This is a genomic window from Kribbella sp. NPDC020701, from assembly GCF_055562215.1.
Genome location: NZ_JBVHFT010000019.1, coordinates 43,626 through 60,813, shown reverse-complemented (window position 1 = coordinate 60,813; position 17,188 = coordinate 43,626). Strand labels below are relative to the sequence as shown.

Annotated in this window: 18 protein-coding genes; 4 read left to right on the top strand and 14 right to left on the bottom strand. The window is 69.8% G+C overall.

What is annotated here, in order from left to right; translation table 11 throughout:
• Positions 1-112: 112 nt before the first annotated feature.
• From ACZ3HV_RS36065 to ACZ3HV_RS36010, 12 genes are all read right to left on the bottom strand, one after another.
• Complete coding sequence (locus ACZ3HV_RS36065; protein WP_465691151.1) at positions 113-1,189, bottom strand: substrate-binding domain-containing protein; 1,077 nt, start codon at positions 1,187-1,189, stop codon at positions 113-115.
• 150 nt (positions 1,190-1,339) lie between these two features.
• Positions 1,340-2,521 (bottom strand): ROK family transcriptional regulator, encoded by a 1,182-nt coding sequence (locus ACZ3HV_RS36060; RefSeq protein ID WP_465691149.1) that lies wholly within the window; start codon positions 2,519-2,521, stop codon positions 1,340-1,342.
• An 877-nt stretch (positions 2,522-3,398) separates the two neighbouring features.
• Positions 3,399-4,220, bottom strand: coding sequence for an adenosylcobinamide-GDP ribazoletransferase (locus ACZ3HV_RS36055; protein ID WP_465691147.1), 822 nt, complete (start codon positions 4,218-4,220; stop codon positions 3,399-3,401).
• The gene (locus tag ACZ3HV_RS36050) at positions 4,196-4,504 is read right to left on the bottom strand and encodes a hypothetical protein (protein WP_465691145.1); all 309 of its coding nucleotides are present in this window, start codon (positions 4,502-4,504) and stop codon (positions 4,196-4,198) included. Before ACZ3HV_RS36050 ends, ACZ3HV_RS36055 begins: the two co-directional genes overlap by 25 nt.
• Before the next feature lie 33 nt (positions 4,505-4,537).
• On the bottom strand, positions 4,538-5,065 hold the full coding sequence (locus ACZ3HV_RS36045) for a bifunctional adenosylcobinamide kinase/adenosylcobinamide-phosphate guanylyltransferase (RefSeq protein WP_465691143.1): 528 nt from the start codon (positions 5,063-5,065) through the stop codon (positions 4,538-4,540).
• Positions 5,058-5,891, bottom strand: a complete 834-nt coding sequence (locus tag ACZ3HV_RS36040; protein ID WP_465691141.1) for an ECF transporter S component — start codon at positions 5,889-5,891, stop codon at positions 5,058-5,060. Before ACZ3HV_RS36040 ends, ACZ3HV_RS36045 begins: the two co-directional genes overlap by 8 nt.
• A complete protein-coding gene (locus tag ACZ3HV_RS36035) occupies positions 5,888-7,498 on the bottom strand; it encodes an ABC transporter ATP-binding protein (RefSeq protein ID WP_465691139.1) in 1,611 nt (536 codons plus the stop codon). Before ACZ3HV_RS36035 ends, ACZ3HV_RS36040 begins: the two co-directional genes overlap by 4 nt.
• Positions 7,495-8,583 carry a CbiQ family ECF transporter T component gene (locus ACZ3HV_RS36030; RefSeq protein ID WP_465691137.1) on the bottom strand — a complete coding sequence of 363 codons (1,089 nt, stop codon included), beginning with the start codon at positions 8,581-8,583 and terminating at the stop codon, positions 7,495-7,497. Before ACZ3HV_RS36030 ends, ACZ3HV_RS36035 begins: the two co-directional genes overlap by 4 nt.
• A complete protein-coding gene (locus ACZ3HV_RS36025) occupies positions 8,584-9,291 on the bottom strand; it encodes an SCO2322 family protein (protein ID WP_465691135.1) in 708 nt (235 codons plus the stop codon).
• A gap of 211 nt (positions 9,292-9,502) precedes the next feature.
• On the bottom strand, positions 9,503-9,712 hold the full coding sequence (locus ACZ3HV_RS36020) for a hypothetical protein (RefSeq protein WP_360362053.1): 210 nt from the start codon (positions 9,710-9,712) through the stop codon (positions 9,503-9,505).
• Entirely contained in the window at positions 9,709-10,719 is a 1,011-nt protein-coding gene (locus ACZ3HV_RS36015) for an aldo/keto reductase family protein (RefSeq protein WP_465691133.1), read from the bottom strand. Before ACZ3HV_RS36015 ends, ACZ3HV_RS36020 begins: the two co-directional genes overlap by 4 nt.
• A gap of 60 nt (positions 10,720-10,779) precedes the next feature.
• Positions 10,780-11,367: a DUF3043 domain-containing protein gene (locus ACZ3HV_RS36010; RefSeq protein WP_465691131.1), complete on the bottom strand. Its 588-nt coding sequence runs from the start codon at positions 11,365-11,367 to the stop codon at positions 10,780-10,782.
• Positions 11,368-11,530: 163 nt separating this feature from the next.
• Between ACZ3HV_RS36010 and ACZ3HV_RS36005 the strand changes: the two genes are divergently transcribed.
• From ACZ3HV_RS36005 to ACZ3HV_RS35990, 4 genes are all read left to right on the top strand, one after another.
• Positions 11,531-12,346 (top strand): PspA/IM30 family protein, encoded by an 816-nt coding sequence (locus ACZ3HV_RS36005; RefSeq protein WP_360362044.1) that lies wholly within the window; start codon positions 11,531-11,533, stop codon positions 12,344-12,346.
• A complete protein-coding gene (gene pspAA / locus ACZ3HV_RS36000; RefSeq protein ID WP_360362041.1) occupies positions 12,343-12,618 on the top strand; it encodes a PspA-associated protein PspAA in 276 nt (91 codons plus the stop codon). Before ACZ3HV_RS36005 ends, pspAA begins: the two co-directional genes overlap by 4 nt.
• Before the next feature lie 296 nt (positions 12,619-12,914).
• Positions 12,915-14,441, top strand: a complete 1,527-nt coding sequence (locus ACZ3HV_RS35995) for a sugar transferase (RefSeq protein WP_465691129.1) — start codon at positions 12,915-12,917, stop codon at positions 14,439-14,441.
• Positions 14,442-14,534: 93 nt separating this feature from the next.
• Entirely contained in the window at positions 14,535-15,134 is a 600-nt protein-coding gene (locus ACZ3HV_RS35990) for an RNA polymerase sigma factor (RefSeq protein WP_465691127.1), read from the top strand.
• 33 nt (positions 15,135-15,167) lie between these two features.
• Here the strand turns inward: ACZ3HV_RS35990 and ACZ3HV_RS35985 are convergent, their stop codons facing one another.
• Positions 15,168-15,539, bottom strand: a complete 372-nt coding sequence (locus ACZ3HV_RS35985) for a hypothetical protein (protein WP_360362034.1) — start codon at positions 15,537-15,539, stop codon at positions 15,168-15,170.
• Positions 15,540-15,544: 5 nt separating this feature from the next.
• Entirely contained in the window at positions 15,545-17,173 is a 1,629-nt protein-coding gene (locus ACZ3HV_RS35980; RefSeq protein WP_465691125.1) for a right-handed parallel beta-helix repeat-containing protein, read from the bottom strand.
• Positions 17,174-17,188 lie beyond the last annotated feature (15 nt).

Sequence of the window (17,188 nt, the reverse complement as noted above, 5' to 3'; positions counted from 1 at the left end):
CCTGGTTTTGGTCCCGGGGGAAGGGGGAGGGGGGAAAACGGTTCGGGATGGGGGGGGGACGTTTTTTTGGTGTTCCCCCCAACCTAATGGGGGGAAAACACCAAGGGGGCGGTCAGTTGGTGCTCAGGCCCGCGGCGCTGCAGGCGGCGGCGAACGAGGCGGTGCAGATGTCGGTCACCTTGTAGATGCCGTCCTTCACCACGGTGTCCTTGATGTTGGCCTTGGTGACGGCGACCGGGTCGAGAATCGTCGACGGTACGCCGCTCTTGTCCGCGGTGGACTCGGGCTTGTTCCCGTTCGCCAGCGCGACCGCACCCTTCGCGGCGGCCTCGGCCTGCGGCTTCACGGCCTTGTAGATCGTCATCGCCTGGTCACCGGCGACGATCCGCTGGATCGCGGCCAGTTCGGAGTCCTGACCGGTGACCGGCGGCAGCGGGGTCACGCCGCCACCCTTGAGCGCTGCGATCGCGCCACCGGCGGTGCCGTCATTGGCGGCGTACACGCCGACCAGGCCGTTCTTGATCGCGCTCAGCTGGCCTTCCATCCAGGCCTGCGCCTTGTCCGGGCTCCAGTCCGGGGTGTCGAACTCGGCCGCGACCTTGAAGCCGCTGGAGTCGAGCACGCTGTGCGCGCCCTTCTTGAAGTCGGCCGCGTTCGGGTCAGTCGGCGAACCGTTGATCATCGCGATGTTGCCGGACGTCTTGCCGGCCGCCTTCAGCGCGTCGAGCAGGGTCTGGGCCTGCAGCTTGCCGACCGCCTCGTTCTCGAACGACACGTAGTAGTTGGCGTTCTCGATGAACCGGTCGTAGGCGACCACGGGGACGTTCTGGCCCTTCGCGGAGGCGACCACCGCGGCGGCGGCCTTGCCGTCGACCGGGTCGAGGACGAGGACGTTCGCGCCCTGGGTCAGGGCCGCCTCGGCCTGCTGTTGCTGCTTGGCCGCGTCCTGGTCGGCGTTGCTGTAGATCAGCTCGCAGTCGCCGCAGGCCGCTTTGAGCGCCTCGGTGAACAGCGGCCGGTCGAGGGCCTCGTAGCGGGTCGTCTTCGACTCGGGCAGCAGCAGCGCGACCTTCTTCGCGCCGCCCGAGCTGCCGGAGTCGCCGTCGTCGGAGCCACAGGCCACGAGGGAGACGGCGAGTGCGGAAACGGCGATGCCGAGGCCGACGAGACGGGATGCTGACAGGGACATACGGCGGCTCCTTGACGTGACAGGCCCGAGTAGGCCTGCCCCGAAGTCAAGCGGCCGACGGCCTTGACGTCAAGACTTGAATTCAAGAAATAGACATATTGGCGTAACAGAGTCAGGTGGGGCTTCCGGGGCGGTGGATGGTGAAGGGACTCAGGCCGGGGCGCTGAGGGCGTGCGAGTGGCTGAGGACGGACGCCAGGTGGATGGCGCCTTCGATGTCGGCGTCGTCGCCGAGCTCGGGCCGCCGCAGCTCCACCGTCGCGGCGGCGCTCGGGATCGCGCACCGGTCCAGCGCCTCCCGGAGCGGATCCATGATCAGGTCGCCGGCCTCGGCCATCAGACCGCCGACCACGATGACCTCGGGGTTGAACAGGTTCACCAGGCCGGCCACCGCGACGCCGACCCGGCGGCCGGCGTCCTCGATCACCCGGCGGCAGCCCAGGTCGCCGGCCAGAGCGCGGGTAACGATGTCCTTCAGGCGGAGCGGGCCGTGCGACGCCGCCAGGCTGTTGATGAGGGCCCGCGAGCCCACGAATGTGTCCAGGCAGCCGCGGTTGCCACACCGGCAGATCGGCCCGTTCTCGTCGATCGTGACGTGGCCGATCTCGCCCGCCGTACCGGCCGAGCCGCGGAACACCTCGCCGTCCAGCACGATCCCGGCGCCCACGCCGTACGAGAACTTCAGGTAGCAGCCGTGCCGGACGCCGCGCAGGGCGCCATTGCGCAGTTCGCCGAGAGCGGCGAGGTTCGCGGTGTTGTCGAGCGCGACCGGCGCCCGGAGGTGGCCGGCCATCGCCTCGGCGACGTTGACGCCGCGCCAGCCCGGCAGGACCGCGTCGGAGCCTGCCTCGCCGCTCACCGAGTCGACCGGCGCGGGCAGGCCGAATCCGATCGCGGCGATGTCCTCGACACCGGAGCTGACCGTCTCGGCGAGGTCGGCGAGCAGCCGGGCGGCACGTTCCATCCCGTCGTCGGCGACGTGGTCGGCCTGTAGCGGCATCAGTTGCTGGGCGAGGATCTCGCGGGACTCGTTCGCGATCGCGACCCGGACGTCGCGCTCGCCGAACGCGACGCCGGCCAGCAGGCCGCCGCCGGACGCGAGTGAGACGAGCACGGCGCGGCGGCCGTTGCGGATGCTCCGGGACAGGCCGACCGCGCCGGCCTGGTCGAGCTCGCGGACCATGTTCGACACGGTGGCGGCGGACAGGCCGGACGCGGCGGCGATCTCGACCTGGGTCAGCGGGCCGTGCTGGCGGACGACTCCGAGAACGCGCGCGCGGTTGGCTTCGCGCAGCGAAGCCTGTGATCCCGGCGCCGGGCGGGTTGCGTTCATTACATAAAGATAACGGATCGCGGGGCGTATGCCGCCGCACACCGGCCGTGAACCACAAACATCATCCTTCGACCTCGCCGTCACTACCCCACTTCACCGTCCATCGGTGACATTAATGCACCCCGTCTCCTGCGTGGTGGAGGAGCCGCACGGCGTGTGCAACTGCAGCGAGCACGACGTGGGGAAGCTCTGAGGCAAGCGCACGACGGAAGCGCCGCACAGCGAGCGCGCGATGGGACTTGAAGGCGCGCGGCGAGCGGGTGCTCGCAGCGCGGTACGGCGGATGCCGGCGGTGCTGGGTACGGGCGGTGGGAGCGCCCGGACCGCCAGGCCATCACAATCGCTCCGGCACGCCCGACTCCCGCGGCGGGTGCCGTGACGGGTGGGATTGTGATGGCGTGGCGATCCGGACCTGCGCCACTCACCAACCGTGCTCTCCGTAGCTGGGTCACGCTCGCCAGCCGGATCGCGGCACCCAGCCGGCCGGGTTGGTGAGTGGCGCAGGTCCGCGGGGCGGGCGGGGTGGGAAGCGGTGCGGACAGCGGGTGGTGGAACTGCTGTACGGCGGGTGCCGGGGGCGCGGGTGTGGGAAGCAAAGGCGTGGGGGCGCGGGGTGGTGAGGGTTCCGTGAGACTCGTGTCGCTGGAGCGAGCGGGGGAGTCGTGAGAGGGAGCGGGTGGCGGAGGCGGCGTACGGCGTGTGCCGGTGGAGCGAGCGGGTGGCGGAAGCGGCGTACGGCGTGTGCCGGTGGAGCGAGCGGGCGGTGCGGAAGGCGTGCGGGGAGCGCCGAGGAGCTGGGCCTGACCGGGCTGATCGCCGTGCTGGTGGTGGTCCGGTTGGTGGTGGCGCCATGCGGCGGGTGCCGGGAGGGGCGGGGTTATGCCGTTAGGGCGAGGGTTAGGAGGGTGACCGGGAGGGCTAGTTCGATGGTGGCGCCGAGGACGTCGCCGGTGGTTCCGCCTAGGGCGGTTCGGGCGCGGCCGGTGGTGGCGAAGCTGGTGGCGACGGCTAGCAAGACAGCTGTCGTGGTGCCTGCGAGTAGGAGCACGTCGGAGTGGCGGCTGACGACCTGGTCTGCTGTGAGCGGGGCACCTGAGGGCGTGGCGAGTGGTGCGCTGAGCCAGGCGAGGAGTAGGGCGGCGGCTAGTACGGCGGCTGTGGTGAGGGTGGCTGTGAGGGGGCGGACTGTGGCGGCGACCAGGGCGCCGAGACCGTTCGGGCGGGCTCCGGGGATGGCCGTGCGGCAGGACCAGGGGAGCGTCAGACGGCTCGCGGTCGTGGCGATCAGGATGGCCTGCCAACCGAAGCCGGCCTGAATGCAGGCGGTCAGGGCGGCGACGTCCACGAGCAGTACGCCGACGATGGCCACGACGCCGAACGGCCCGATGTCGCTCTGCTTCATGATCCGGAGCATGGTCTCGCGGTCCCGCCGGCTGCCGAGGGCGTCCGCGAAGTCGGCGAGCCCGTCGAGGTGCAGCGCCCCGGACAGCCCTGCCACCACCAGTACGCCGAGCACCGCGGCCAGCAACTCCGCGTCCGGTTGCACGACCTGAGCCAACGCCACAACCCCAGCCGCGACCCCGCCAAGCAGCACCCCGACAGCCGGCGCCAGCACCATCGCCCGCCCACCAACCACCCGATCAACCCGCGACGGCATCCCCGCAGGCAGCACGCTCAGCATCCCCACCGCCAGCCGCAACCCATCACCCCAGGCGCCACCCCGGCTATCACCTCGAGCACCGCCCTGGCCGTCACCCGCCGCACCACCCTGGCCATGACCCCCCGCGCTACCCCCGCCATCGCCTGCGGCGCGACCTCCGGCATCGCCTGCGGCGCGACCTCCGCCATCGCCTGCGGTGCGACCTCCGCCATCGCCTGCGGCGCGACCTCCGCCATCGCCTGCGGCGCGACCCCCGGCATCGCCTGCGGCGCCACCTCCGCCATCGCCTGCGGTGCCACCCCCGGCATCGCCTGCGGCGCCACGTTGGCGGTCGGCCTCGTCGTCGGGAGGCGGGGTCATGTGAGGGGGAGGGTTCGGCCGGCGATGGTCCAGAGGACCTGGTCGGAGGTGAGGGAGATGGCGGTGTTGAGGCGGCCCATCAGGTCGCGGAACAGCCGGGTGCCGGCGTCGGCCGGGACGACGCCGGAGCCGATGTCGTTGCTCACGGCAATCACCATCCGCGGCGTCCGCGACCACGCCTCGGCGAGGTCCGCGATGCGCTGCTCGATCAGCCCGGCCCGGCTCAGGTCGGACCAGATCTCCAAGGTGTCCATGGTGCGCGACAGCCACAGCGTCAGGCAGTCGATCAGCAGCGGCGGACCGGCGGACTCGAGCAACGGGACCAAGTCGATCGTCTCGACCAGACCCCAGGTGGCCGGTCGGCGTGCCTGGTGTTTGGCGACCCGCTCGGCCCACTCCGCGTCACCGGAGTCGTCTCCGCCGGTTGCGACGTACAGGACGTCGGGTTCCGCGGCCAGGCGGCGCTCGGCAGCGATCGACTTACCCGATCGCGCACCGCCGAGGATGAGGATTCGTTCAGACATCTGAGCTCCTGGTTTCGAAGCGCACCGGTGCGTCGAAGGCAGCCTTGCGGGCCGTCCGGCGGAAGGCGTTGAGGATCGGGCGACCGAGCGTCAGCACGAGTACGGCGCACAGCACCCCGCGCGGGATGTCCCACCCCAGCGACGTCGCGACCACGAACAGCAAGTACCGGTGCAGGTTGGCGGCCAGCTCGTCACCCGGGATGAACGAGAAGTCGCTGCCGAAGGTCGCGTACGGCCAGAACCACAGGTTCATCACCACGCCGTACATCACCCCGGCCACCAGCGAGTACGCCGCCAGCACCATCAACTCCAACCGCCCGCCCACCCGAGGCAGCAGCCCGGCCAGGCACCCCACCCACGCGCAGGCGAACATCTGGAACGGCATCCACGGTCCGACCCCACCGGTGATCAGCGCACCACCCAGCAACGACACCGCCCCCAGCACGAACCCGAACCCGGCTCCGAACGCCCGCCCCGCCAGCACGAGCAGGAAGAACCCGGGCTCCAGCCCAGCCGTACCTGGGCCGAGCGCCCGGAGCGCAGTCCCCACGGCCGCGAGCATGCCGAGCAGCGAGATCACCTTCGCGTCGATGCCCGACTCGGACAGCTCCGCGAGTACGACGGCCACCAGCAGCGGCAGCAGCAACACGAACAGCCAGGGCGCATCCGTGGTGTGCCCGATCGCGGACGCACCCACCTGGTCGGTGTGGAGGAACAGCGGCCACCCGAACGCCAGCAGCCCGACCAACGACGCAACCACGAGGGTGGCTGTGCTCCGGGGCTTGAGCCGGACCAGCCGGAGCGAAGGGACGCGGAGCACACTCATGACGCACGCTCGAGTGCGGTCGCGACCTCGCCGACGGTCAGGAACGGCAGTGGGGCAAGGATCTTGGCCACTTGCGGAGCGAACGCCGGAGACCCCGCGATCACCGCCGCCGTCTCGCCGTCGCTCACCAGCTCGCCCTCGGCCAGGACCATCACGCGCGTGGCGACCTCAGCCACCAGCTCCACGTCGTGCGTCGACAGCACGACCGCATGCCCGGCCGCAGCCAGCTCGCGCAAGATCGCCACCAGCCGCCGCTTGGCGCCGTAGTCCAGCCCGCGCGTTGGCTCGTCCAGCAGTACCAGCGGCGGAGCGCCACACAGTACGACGGCCAGCGCCAGACACAACCGTTGTCCCTCGGAGAGGTCTCGTGGGTGCATCGCGAAGTCGATCTCGGGCGACAGCCGACTCAGCAGGGCACGGCAACTGCCCGCCTGCACGCTGAAATCGGAGTCGGCGGCCGCACACTCCTCGGCGACCGTGGGGGCGTACAGCAGGTCAGCGGGCTCCTGCGGCACCAGTCCGACCGCCTTGACCAGCTCCGCAGGCTTGGTACGACGTGGGTCGGCTCCGGCGGCGATCGCCGTACCGGAGCGGACCGGCACGATGCCCACCAGAGCGTTGAGCAGTGTGGACTTGCCGGCGCCGTTGCGGCCCATCAGCGCGACGATTTCACCGGCGTTGATGCTGACCGACACTCCACGCAGCGCCATGACGTCGCCGTAGGCAACGACCAGGTCAGTGGACCGCGCGAGCTCCGCACCGTGCACAGCAACCGACCTCTGGGGCGCAGTAGAGTCCAGCCGGCTCCGCAACGCCACAGCAGCCCGCCGGGCGTCGCGCACCGACAGCGGCAGGGGAGACCAACCGGCCAGCCGTCCCAGCTCCACCACAGGCGGTGCGACCGGTGCCGTGATCATCCGGTCCGCCGGAAGTCCAGTGGACACGGCAGCCGCTCCGCCCGGTACTTCGATCACGCGATCGGCGTACTGGATCACTCGCTCGAGACGGTGCTCCGCCATGACCACAGTGACGCTCAGGTCGTGCACGAGCCGCTGTAGTGCGGCCAGCACCTCCTCGGCCGCCTGTGGGTCCAAGGCAGACGTCGGCTCGTCCAGCACGAGCACCGCAGGATGCGAAGTGAGCGCGGCACCGATAGCAGTCCGCTGCCGCTGTCCACCGGACAGCGAGGTCAACGCCCGATCCCGTACGTCGGCCAACCCGAGCAGATCCAGAGTCTCCTCGACCCGTCGCCGCATCACATCCGGCGCGACACCGAGCGACTCCATGCTGTACGCGAGCTCGTCCTCGACCGTGTCGGTGACGAACCCCGCCATCGGGTCCTGCCCGACCAGACCGACCACATCGGCCAGGTCGCGCGGCCGGTACTCGCGGGTGTCCCGCCCGTTCACCAACACCCGGCCGGACAGCGTGCCGCCGGTGAAGTGCGGCACCAGTCCGTTGATTGCCCGCAGCAACGTGGACTTGCCGGAACCGGTCCGGCCGATCACGAGCGCCAGCTCACCCTCGGGCACGGAGAAGCTCACGTCCCGCAGCGCTGGCTCCGCGGCACCGTCGTACGTGACTGTCACCCGGTCGAACTCGATCATGTGACCGCCCGCCTGACCAGCGGCGGTGCGACGAGCGCCGGCGCCAGTCCGATCAGTACGCCTACAACCGGCAGCACCGGAACCGGTGGCACCACCAACGGGCCAGCCAGCAGCAGACCGTAAACACCGCGCGCCGCCGCAGTGACCATGGCTCCGGCTGCGACTGCTCCGGAGGCGACGACCAACCACTCGGGCAGCGCCCAAGGGTCAGGCCGGTACCGCGTCCGCGTGACCCGCTGCCGCCCGATCGCCATGGCTCCGACGGAAAGCAGCAGTCCCACGACCAGTGTGGCCGCGGCGATCGGGAACGACATGGCGTCGGTCAGCAACGCATAGACCCCGAGCAGAATGCCCAGCAACCCCAGCAGGACGGAGACCGCAGTCGTACGACGCTGCGCCCGGGGGACCTGCGCCGTACGCCCGTAGCCGCGAGAGTCCATCGCGGCGGCGAGCTCCACCGACCTGTCCAAGGCACCCTCCAGCACCGGCATGGCCGTCGTACGGAAGGAGCCGCGGGTGCGGCCGCGGAGGCGACGGGCAGCGCGGATCCGGCGGGCGTCCGTCACCAACTGTGGTGCGAACGTCAGCGCGACCACACAGGCAACGCCCATCTCGTAGAGGGCCCCGGGCAACGACTTGAGCAGCCGCCGCGGACTGGCCAGTGCGTTGGCCGCACCGATGCAGCAGAGCATGACCGCCAGCTGAAAGCCGTCGTACAGCGCGGTCAGCAGTGCCTCGAGGGTGACCTCGCCGCCGAGCTTGACCCCGTTTGCCCAGTCAGGCAAGGGGATCTGCGGCAGGATGAACAGCACCGTGTTCCCTTGCGAACGGGTGGAGAGCAGTGCCTGCAGCACCACGCGGACGCCGACGACCACCAGACCGAGTTTGAGGAACGCGGTGTAACTGCTGGCCCAGGCAGCGTCGGAGCGGCGGGCGGCCACCACGAATCCGGTGACTGCGAGGATCAGCACGAGCAGGACCGGGTTCCGCGTCCGGCTGGCCGCCACGGCCATGCCGAGCGCCCACAGCCACCAGGCCCCCGGGTGGAGTGCCCGGGGGAGCGTCAGTTGATGGACAGTACGCACTTACTTGGCGGTGCGCCGGCGGTTGAGGGCCAGACCGCCGCCGGCCAGGGCGAGCACGACCACAGCGGCGATGATGATGCCCGTCCACGGCGCACCATCACCGCCGTCGTCGGAGGAGGAGGCGGCCGGAGAGGTCACCGCGGTCGAGCCGACCGCGGCACCGATCTGCAGCGTCACCGGGGTGTCGGTGGCCGGGACCTGGATGCTTTTCACCTGATCGCCGCAGCCCTTGGCCGGATAGCCCGCGATGCCGCAGGTCAGGCCCTTCTCGATCCGCACCGGCGCGACCGCCGCGAGGATCTTGGCGCCGTTCGCCTGGGCGTCCGTGACCACGCAGGTGCCGGTGGCCTGTCCCGGAGTCTCACCGCTGGCCGCGTCCTCCGGCGTACCGGGGTCGACGACCAGAGCCACGCGCTTCTTGCCGGTCTCCGCCGGGGTCTTGCCGCAGATGGCTTCGAAGTCGCCGGCTGCGCGCGGCACGCGGGGCTTGGCGCCGCCGACGGCGTACCGCCAGCCTTCCACCGCCCCGTCGGCCGGGACGACGGCGTCAGCGCCCTTCTGGGAGAAGGCCCACTGGCCTGAGCTCCACTGGTAGTAGCCCCAGAAGCGATAGCCGTCCTCGGCCTGGGCGGTGGTGGCGACGGTCCCAGCCAGCAGGAGACCCGCCAGCGTGGCGAGGACCAGTCGTACGGTCCGGTGTGCAGTCATCTCGTGTCCTCTATCGGGCTCATGGCCCGGTGGAGGAGGTCCCGCCTGCTCCGGCAGGGTAGGGGCTCCACCCGCGGACCACGGCGGGTAGTTGAGCCTGTCTCCCTGCGGCACAGTGTTCCGGCTCGCCACCTGAGGTGGCCTACGGTTGCGGGTCAGCGCCGGACTCGGACCGGCTTCCCTGTGCACGCAGGAGTGGTTCGACCGAAGCCTACTCTGCGGAGGACAGACTCATCGGGCCGTAGACCTCCCGGCCGTCCTCCAGCAGGTACACCTGGCCGACGCCACGCTCGGCCAGGTCCCGCCAGCTCTCACCGAGCCAGCTCTCCGCGTCACCCTGAGCGGAGAACTCCGCCCCGCCGACCTCACCCGGGTCGACCAGGGCGCCGCTCGCGGTCTCGAACCGCCAGCTCCAGCTCATGAGCCGGGCCGGGTCTGCGGCGAGTTCTGCGCGGTCTTGGCCGGGTCCCGCTCGACGATCCCGCCGAGGACCTCGTCGATCCGCTTGAGCAGGGCTTCCTCGAGCTTCACACCGGAGGCCTTCACGTTCTCCACGACCTGCTCGGGGCGGGACGCGCCGATGATGGCCGAGGAGACGTTCGGGTTCTGCAGCACCCAGGCGATGGCGAGCTGGGACAGCGCCAGGCCGGCCTCGTCCGCGAGCGGCTTCAGCTCCTGCACGCGGCTCAGCACGTCGTCGTTGAGGAACCGCTTGATCATGTTGGCGCCGTTCGCGTCGGTGGCCCGCGAACCTTCCGGTGGCTGCTGACCGGGCAGGTACTTGCCGGTGAGCACGCCCTGCGCGATCGGTGAGAACACCACCTGGCCGATGCCGAGCTCCTCCGAGGCCGGCACCACCTCGGCCTCGATCACCCGCCAGAGCATGCTGTACTGCGGCTGGTTCGAGACGAATGGGATGCGCAACTCCCGGGCCAGCCGGTGGCCCTCCTGCAGCTGCTCGGCGGTCCACTCGGACACGCCGATGTAGAGCGCCTTGCCGGACCGGACGACGTCGGCGAAGGCCTCCATCGTCTCCTCCAGCGGCGTCTCGGTGTCGAACCGGTGCGCCTGGTAGAGGTCGACGTAGTCGGTCTTCAGCCGCTTCAGGGAGGCGTTGATCGACTCGTGGATGTGCTTGCGGGACAGGCCGGTGTCGTTCGGTCCGAACGGGCCGGTCGGCCAGTAGACCTTGGTGAAGATCTCCAGCGACTCGCGCCGCTCACCCTCCAGCGCCTCGCCGAGGACCGACTCGGCCTTGGTGTTGGCGTAGGTGTCGGCGGTGTCGAACGTGGTGATGCCGGCCTCCAGGGCCGCCCGCACACAGGCCTTGGCCTGTTCGTTCTCCACCTGGGACCCGTGCGTGAGCCAGTTCCCGTACGAGATCTCGCTGACCTTCAAACCACTGTTGCCGAGATAGCGGAAGTCCATACCCCTGACCCTACTGTCCCCGGATGGCGGGCACCCTCCCGGCGCCCGTCGTACCGAGGATCAGGACGGCTTCTCGCCGCGCTTGACCATCGGCTTCGGCAGTCGCCAGCGGCGCATCTGCATGGTCCGGCGGACCGCGTAGAACCCGAGGCCCTTGGTGGACTCCTTCGGGAACTTCACCGTCACCGCCCGGCGCAGCCCGGCCGAGAGCAGGAACCAGTCCAGGGCGATCAGCAGGATCATCGCCAGGAAGAGCAGGTTGACCACCCCGGCCAGCCAGAGGAACTGCCGGGAGAAGACCACGCCGATCAGGGACACCGCCAGCAGGATCGGCAGCGCGAACTCCATCACCGAGTAGCGGGCGTCCACGTAGTCGCGGGCGAACCGCCGGACCGGGCCCTTGTCGGCGGCCGGCAGGTACCGGTCGTCGCCGGTGCGCATGGCGTCCTGCATCTTGGCCCGCTCGGTCCGGACCTTCTCCCGCCGGTACGCCGAGGCCTCCCTGCGGTTGCGCGGCTTCTTCAGCGCGGCCTTGCGGGCGGCCTCCGCCTCCTTGCGGGTCGGCGTGGGGCGTCCCTTACCGCCCGGCTTGCCCTGGGGGTCGGCGGGTACGGTGGTAGCTGTCTCAGACTTGGTACGACGGAACACGGGGTCTGAACCTCATTCGGCAGGGCAGGTCGACTCGGGGTGGTCCCCGGACCTGGGTACCACTTTATCGGGGCCGGTCCTGATGGTGTGGTGACCCATAGGGACATAGGGTGGTTGACGCACGCCGGGTCGTCACGCCGGCACAGAAGGGGTACGGATATCGATGAGCATCTTCAGGCGGATGTCGACGATCTTCAAGGCCAAGGCGAACTCCGCCCTGGACAAGGCCGAGGATCCTCGCGAAACCCTTGACTACTCGTATCAGAAGCAGCTGGAGCTGCTGCAGAAGGTACGGCGGGGCGTGGCCGACGTGGCCACCAGCCGCAAGCGGGTGGAGCTGCAAGCCTCCCAGCTGCAGTCCCAGTCGTCGAAGCTCCAGGAGCAGGCGCAGAAGGCGCTCTCGATGGGCCGTGAGGACCTGGCCCGGGAGGCCCTGACCCGCAAGTCCGGGCTGCAGGGCCAGATCGACGACCTGCAGACCCAGCACGCCCAGTTGCAGGGCGAGGAGGAGAAGCTGACGCTGGCCTCCCAGCGGCTGCAGGCCAAGGTCGAGTCCTTCCGGACGCGCAAGGAGACCATCAAGGCCACCTACACCGCGGCCGAGGCGCAGACCCGGATCAACGAGGCCTTCTCCGGCATCTCCGAGGAGATGAGCGACGTCGGCCTGGCGGTCCAGCGGGCCGAGGACAAGACCCAGCAGATGCAGGCCCGGGCCGGCGCGATCGACGAGCTGCTCGCCTCCGGCGCGCTCGACGACGCCAGCGGCAGCAGCAAGGACAGCATCACCCTGGAGCTGGACCGGATGTCGTCCAACTCCGACGTGGAGAACGAGCTGGCGGCGATGAAGGCCCAGCTCTCCGGCGGCAGTGCGCCGAAGGAGATCTCCGGTGAGGCACAGCAGCCCGCTCAGTCCGCCCAGCAGCCAGTGCAGCAGCCGGCAGCCGAGCCGGTGCGACCTCAGGACGGAGACGTTCGATGATCGTTCGCATCATGGGTGAAGGCCAGTACCGGCTGGCCGACGAGAAGCTGGACGCGCTCAACGCGGTCGACGGCGACCTGGAGAAGGCCGTCTCGTCAGGCGACGAGTCGGCGTTCCAGACCGCGTTCGCCGCGCTGCTGGAGTTCGTCCGCTCCGGTGCCAAGGTCCCGGACGACGAGCTGCACGACTCCGACGCCATCCTGCCGCCGGGCGACAGCTCGCTGGCCGAGATGCGCGAGCTGATCAGCGGCGACGGCCTGATCGCCGGCTGAGCAGACCCGGCGCCCGGTCGACCCGGCCGGGCGTCACCGATCATCCGTCCCCGACCCGGCGGCTGGTCACCACTGGTAGTCATCTGAAGACCCTCGGGCCCGTTCAGCGGGCCCGAGGGTCTTTGCACGCCCGGCGGGTTGCGCAGCGGTAAACACTCGCGATCAGTGCTGTTGTACGCCGCATCCACGTAGTACTCTCTGGATCACGTCGTTGTGGGGGCGACGTTCAACGAGGTCCGTGACGGGGAGTGGGTTGGTCGCGGGCATCGCTTTTCACCTGTGGGGGGTGACTGTGCGTGACTGAATTTGTCATGTCCGAGGGGTTGGCCGATTCGGCTGACCTACGGCCGGCGCCGTCGGGGGAACGACGTCGGCCGGTCTGGCTGGTTCCGGACGAGATCCCGGCGATCCTGCCGCGATCGGCCCGCTACACCGAGGCGCGCTGGGTGGCGAAGTACCGGCGGTACTCGCTGGCGGCCGATGTCGGCGCGGCGCTGATCGGCGGCTCGCTGGCGATGGTGGCGCGGTTCGGGGCCCAGATCAACCTCGGCTATTTCGTGCTGACCGCGTTGCTGCCGATCGCCTGGCTGGCCTGTGTGGCGCTGCAGCGGGGCTATGAGACCCGCTACTTCGGCACCGGGCCGGAGGAGTTCCGCGCGATCATCCGGGCCGCGGTGGCGCTGACCGCGCTGCTCGCCATCACGTCGTACGCGACCAAGAGCGAGGTCGCTCGTGGTTTCGTCGTGCTGGCGGTGCCGATGACGTGCTTGGCGGCGATGGTCGGCCGCTGGCTGCTGCATCGCAGCATCTCCTGGCGGCGGTTCGCCGGGCGGTGCATGCGCCGGGTGCTCGTTGTCGGGCGCACCGACCAGGTGAGCACGCTGCGGAGGCACCTGGAGGAGCGACCGGCCGACGGCTACATCGTGGTGGCGAGCTGCCTGCCGCGCGGTGACGCCCTGGAGGGGCCGGAGCTCGAGCGGCTCGGCCGGACCGAGATGGACATCCTGGCCGCGGTCGACCAGTACGACGTGGAAGTCGTCGCGGTGGCCGCCGACCCGGAGCTGGCCGGCTACACGCTGCGCAAGCTGTCCTGGGCGCTCGAGCAGCGCGGTGTCGAGCTGATCGTCTCGCCGGGCATCGTCGAGGTCGCCGGTCCGCGGATCTCGATCCGCCCGGTCGCCGGCCTGTCGCTGCTGCACCTGGAGCGACCGTCGGTCTCCGGCGGGCCGCACCTGCTGAAGAGCATCTTCGACCGGGTCGTCGGCTGCCTGCTGCTGCTCGGCGTCGCGCCGATCCTGCTCGTCACCGCGGCCATGGTGAAGCTGACCAGCCGCGGGCCGGTGCTGTTCCGGCAGACCCGGGTGGGGCGCAGCGGTGAGCAGTTCTCGATGCTGAAGTTCCGGACGATGGTCGCCGATGCCGAGGCCCGCAAGGCCGAGCTCGTCGCGCTGAACGAGGGCAACGGCGTGCTGTTCAAGATGCGCGACGACCCGCGGATCACCAAGGTCGGCAAGTACCTGCGCCGGTTCTCGATCGACGAGCTGCCGCAGCTGGTGAACGTGCTCCGCGGCGACATGTCGCTGGTCGGTCCTCGGCCGCCGCTGCCGGCCGAGGTCGCGCAGTACGCGATCGACGACGCGCGACGGATGCTCGTGAAGCCGGGCCTGACGGGTCTGTGGCAGGTCAGCGGACGGAGCGACCTGACGTGGGAGGAGTCCATGCGGCTCGACCTGCGCTACGCCGACAACTGGTCGATCGCTCTGGACCTGCTGATCCTCTGGAAGACCGCTCGCGCCGTGCTCGGTAGCGACGGCGCCTACTGAAGAACTCGCCCTGGCCATCTGCCGGCCGGCGCGATGAACGCACCAAACGTCGGGGGACGTCAATTACGCGGTGCATTCCCGAGGGGGGAATTCATGATGCAACACCTCAGTGCCGAGCCCGGTACTGATCAAAACACGACCGAAGACACCACGGTCCGGTCCGAAGCCGCGACCCTGGTGATCCAGGCCGCGTCGGGGGACCAGGGCGCGTGGAGCCGGCTGGTCGACCACTATGCGCGGCTCGTCTGGGCCGTGACCCGCAGCTTCCGGCTCAGCGACAGCGATGCCGCGGACGTCTCTCAGATGGTCTGGCTGCGGTTGCTCGAGCACATTCACCGGGTCGACCCCGAGCGGGTCGGGGCCTGGCTGGTCGTCACGACCCGCCGGGAATGCCTGCGGGTACTGGCGTTCCGCAAGCGGGTCCTGCTCACCTACGAGTCGGCCGCGTTCGAGGGGGTCGCGGGGGACCAGCCCGAGCTCGACGCCGATCTGCTCGCCGGCGAGCGGGCGCACGATGTACGGCGTGCGCTCGAAAGCCTGCCGGACCGGTGGCAGCAGCTGCTCGGCATGCTGATGGCCGACCCGCCCGCGCCGTACGCCGAGATCTCCGCCACGATCGGGATCCCCATCGGGAGCATCGGCCCGATCCGCGGTCGGTGCCTGGAGAAACTCAGACTGCTGCTTGCCTCCTGAAGCAGCACTTGTACCGGTCCGGACGGCTTGCGATCAGAGAATGATCCAGGCGGTCCGGACCGGTCGCTGTGTGCTGCCGGGCCAGCGGAGCAGGAAGCTCACCAGCCGCGCTGCGGTCGGGCCCTCAGTGTCGCCGCCGCGGGACTCGACCATGACCGGACCGGACGGCGAGACCCGCAACTCGATGGTCAGGTCGGCCTGCCCGCGGACGTCGACGTCCAGGGTGATGCCGTGGCCGGCGAACCGCAGTCTGCGGATGTCGCCCGTACCGGGTGCGTCGACGATGCTGTCGAAGACCAGATCCAGGACGTCGAGATCCCGCTCGTGCCGCCCGAAGGCGGCATAGCCGACCGAGCGGAGCAGCGCGATCTGCTCGCCGGCGGCACGCTCAGGAGGCCCGATCATGCTGCTCAGCGCTCCCCTTGGACCTTGATCACGCTGTCCTGGTCCTGGCCGTACGGCGCACCCTGCCAGGCCGCCCAGTTCACCCGGTTGCCCTGCTCGTGCACGATGAAGTTCCATGGCCCGGCGTAGGTGTTGTCGAAGAACCGGTTGCCCTGGTGGAGCGTGATCGCGTCCTGCACGGTGGCCTTCTGGTACGGCGACCAGGTCGGGAACGTCCCCCAGTTGGAGAACAATCCGTTGTAGCCGCAGCCGGTCCGGAACGCACAGGTCGCCCCGATCTTGTCCGGCTCGAGGGTGAAGATGTTGTCGTGCACCCGGACGTTCTGCGTCTTCCACCGGCAGTCGCTCAGGTACGGCTGCTTGGTGATGGTGGTCGCGTTGCAGGTCTTGGCGTTGACCACCGAGGGATTGACCAGCGTTCCCGAACCGGTGCTGGTGTTGGCCGCCGACCCGGCGAACCGGTCGGCGTTCTCCCACAGGATCACGCCGGCCCAGTTGTCGGTGAACACGTTCCCGCTCACCTCGAAGGTCTGGTTGAAGACGCCGGTCACCCGCGGGTCGCTGCCGGACTCGGAGATGTACAGCGCGGGCGTCGGGAAGCCGCTGTTCTCCGGTCCCTTGCCGAGACCGTTGCGGAAGAAGGTGTTGCCGCGGATGCCGGCGTTGTAGCTGGTCTCGTAGAGGATGCCCTCGGCCAGATTGCCGGAGATGTAGTTCTCCTCGATCACGAACCCGGTGTTGTTGGTGTCCGCCCACAGCCCGACGCTGAGGTTGTCGTGGATCCAGTTGCGGCGCACGACCGCACCGGTGACCTCCCAGAACTTGCCGCCGCCCGTGCAGCCGCAGCCACCCTTGAGCTTCTCCCAGTCGTCGGTGTTGTTGCCGGTGATCTCGTTGCTCTCGATCGTGATGCTGGCCACCTTGCCCGGGTTGTAGGCGTTGAAGCCGTACTGCCCGTTGTCCTGCAGGCAGTTGCCCCGCAGCACATTGTGGTCGCCGACCATCACCCCGGCGCCGGCGTTGTCCTTGATGGTGTTGCCCGCGATCGTCCAGCGGCCGGCGGAGTCATGGTTCACCACGCCCTCGTCATTGTTGCTCCGGACCGCACCGAAGTTCTGGATGGTGAGGTTCTTCACCGTGACCCCGGTCGCGTAGCCGGTGAAGGCGTAGCGGTTCTCCCGGCCGCCGTCGATGATCGCCCCGGGCGCGCCGAGATAGGTGTTGCCGTCCTTCGGGATCACCTGGGCGTACGGGCCGTTGCCGAGTTTGTGCGTTCCGGAGGTCAGGTAGAAGGTGGTGCCGGCCGGGTTCGACTGGGTGAGCGCGTCGAGCTTCTCGTTCGGGCCGACCACGACCGCGCCGGCCGGGGCGGTGGCCGGGCCGGACAGCGCCTTGGCATCGCCGCAGATCTTCGCCGACGGCTTTGTCGGCGCGGTGACCTGAGTCAGGGTGGCCGCGGGCGAGGTGGAGCCGGGACCCGCCTTCTGAGTCGGCGAATCCCCGGTGAACACAGCGATTCCGGTCACCACCAGGGCGGCGACGAGGACCACCGCGGTCGCGACGATCGTGCGCGGGCGCCGGTACCACGCGGGTTCGTCGCCGGACGCCGGCGGTCGCGGGTCGCGCTGTTCCATGGGGTTTCCTTCGGG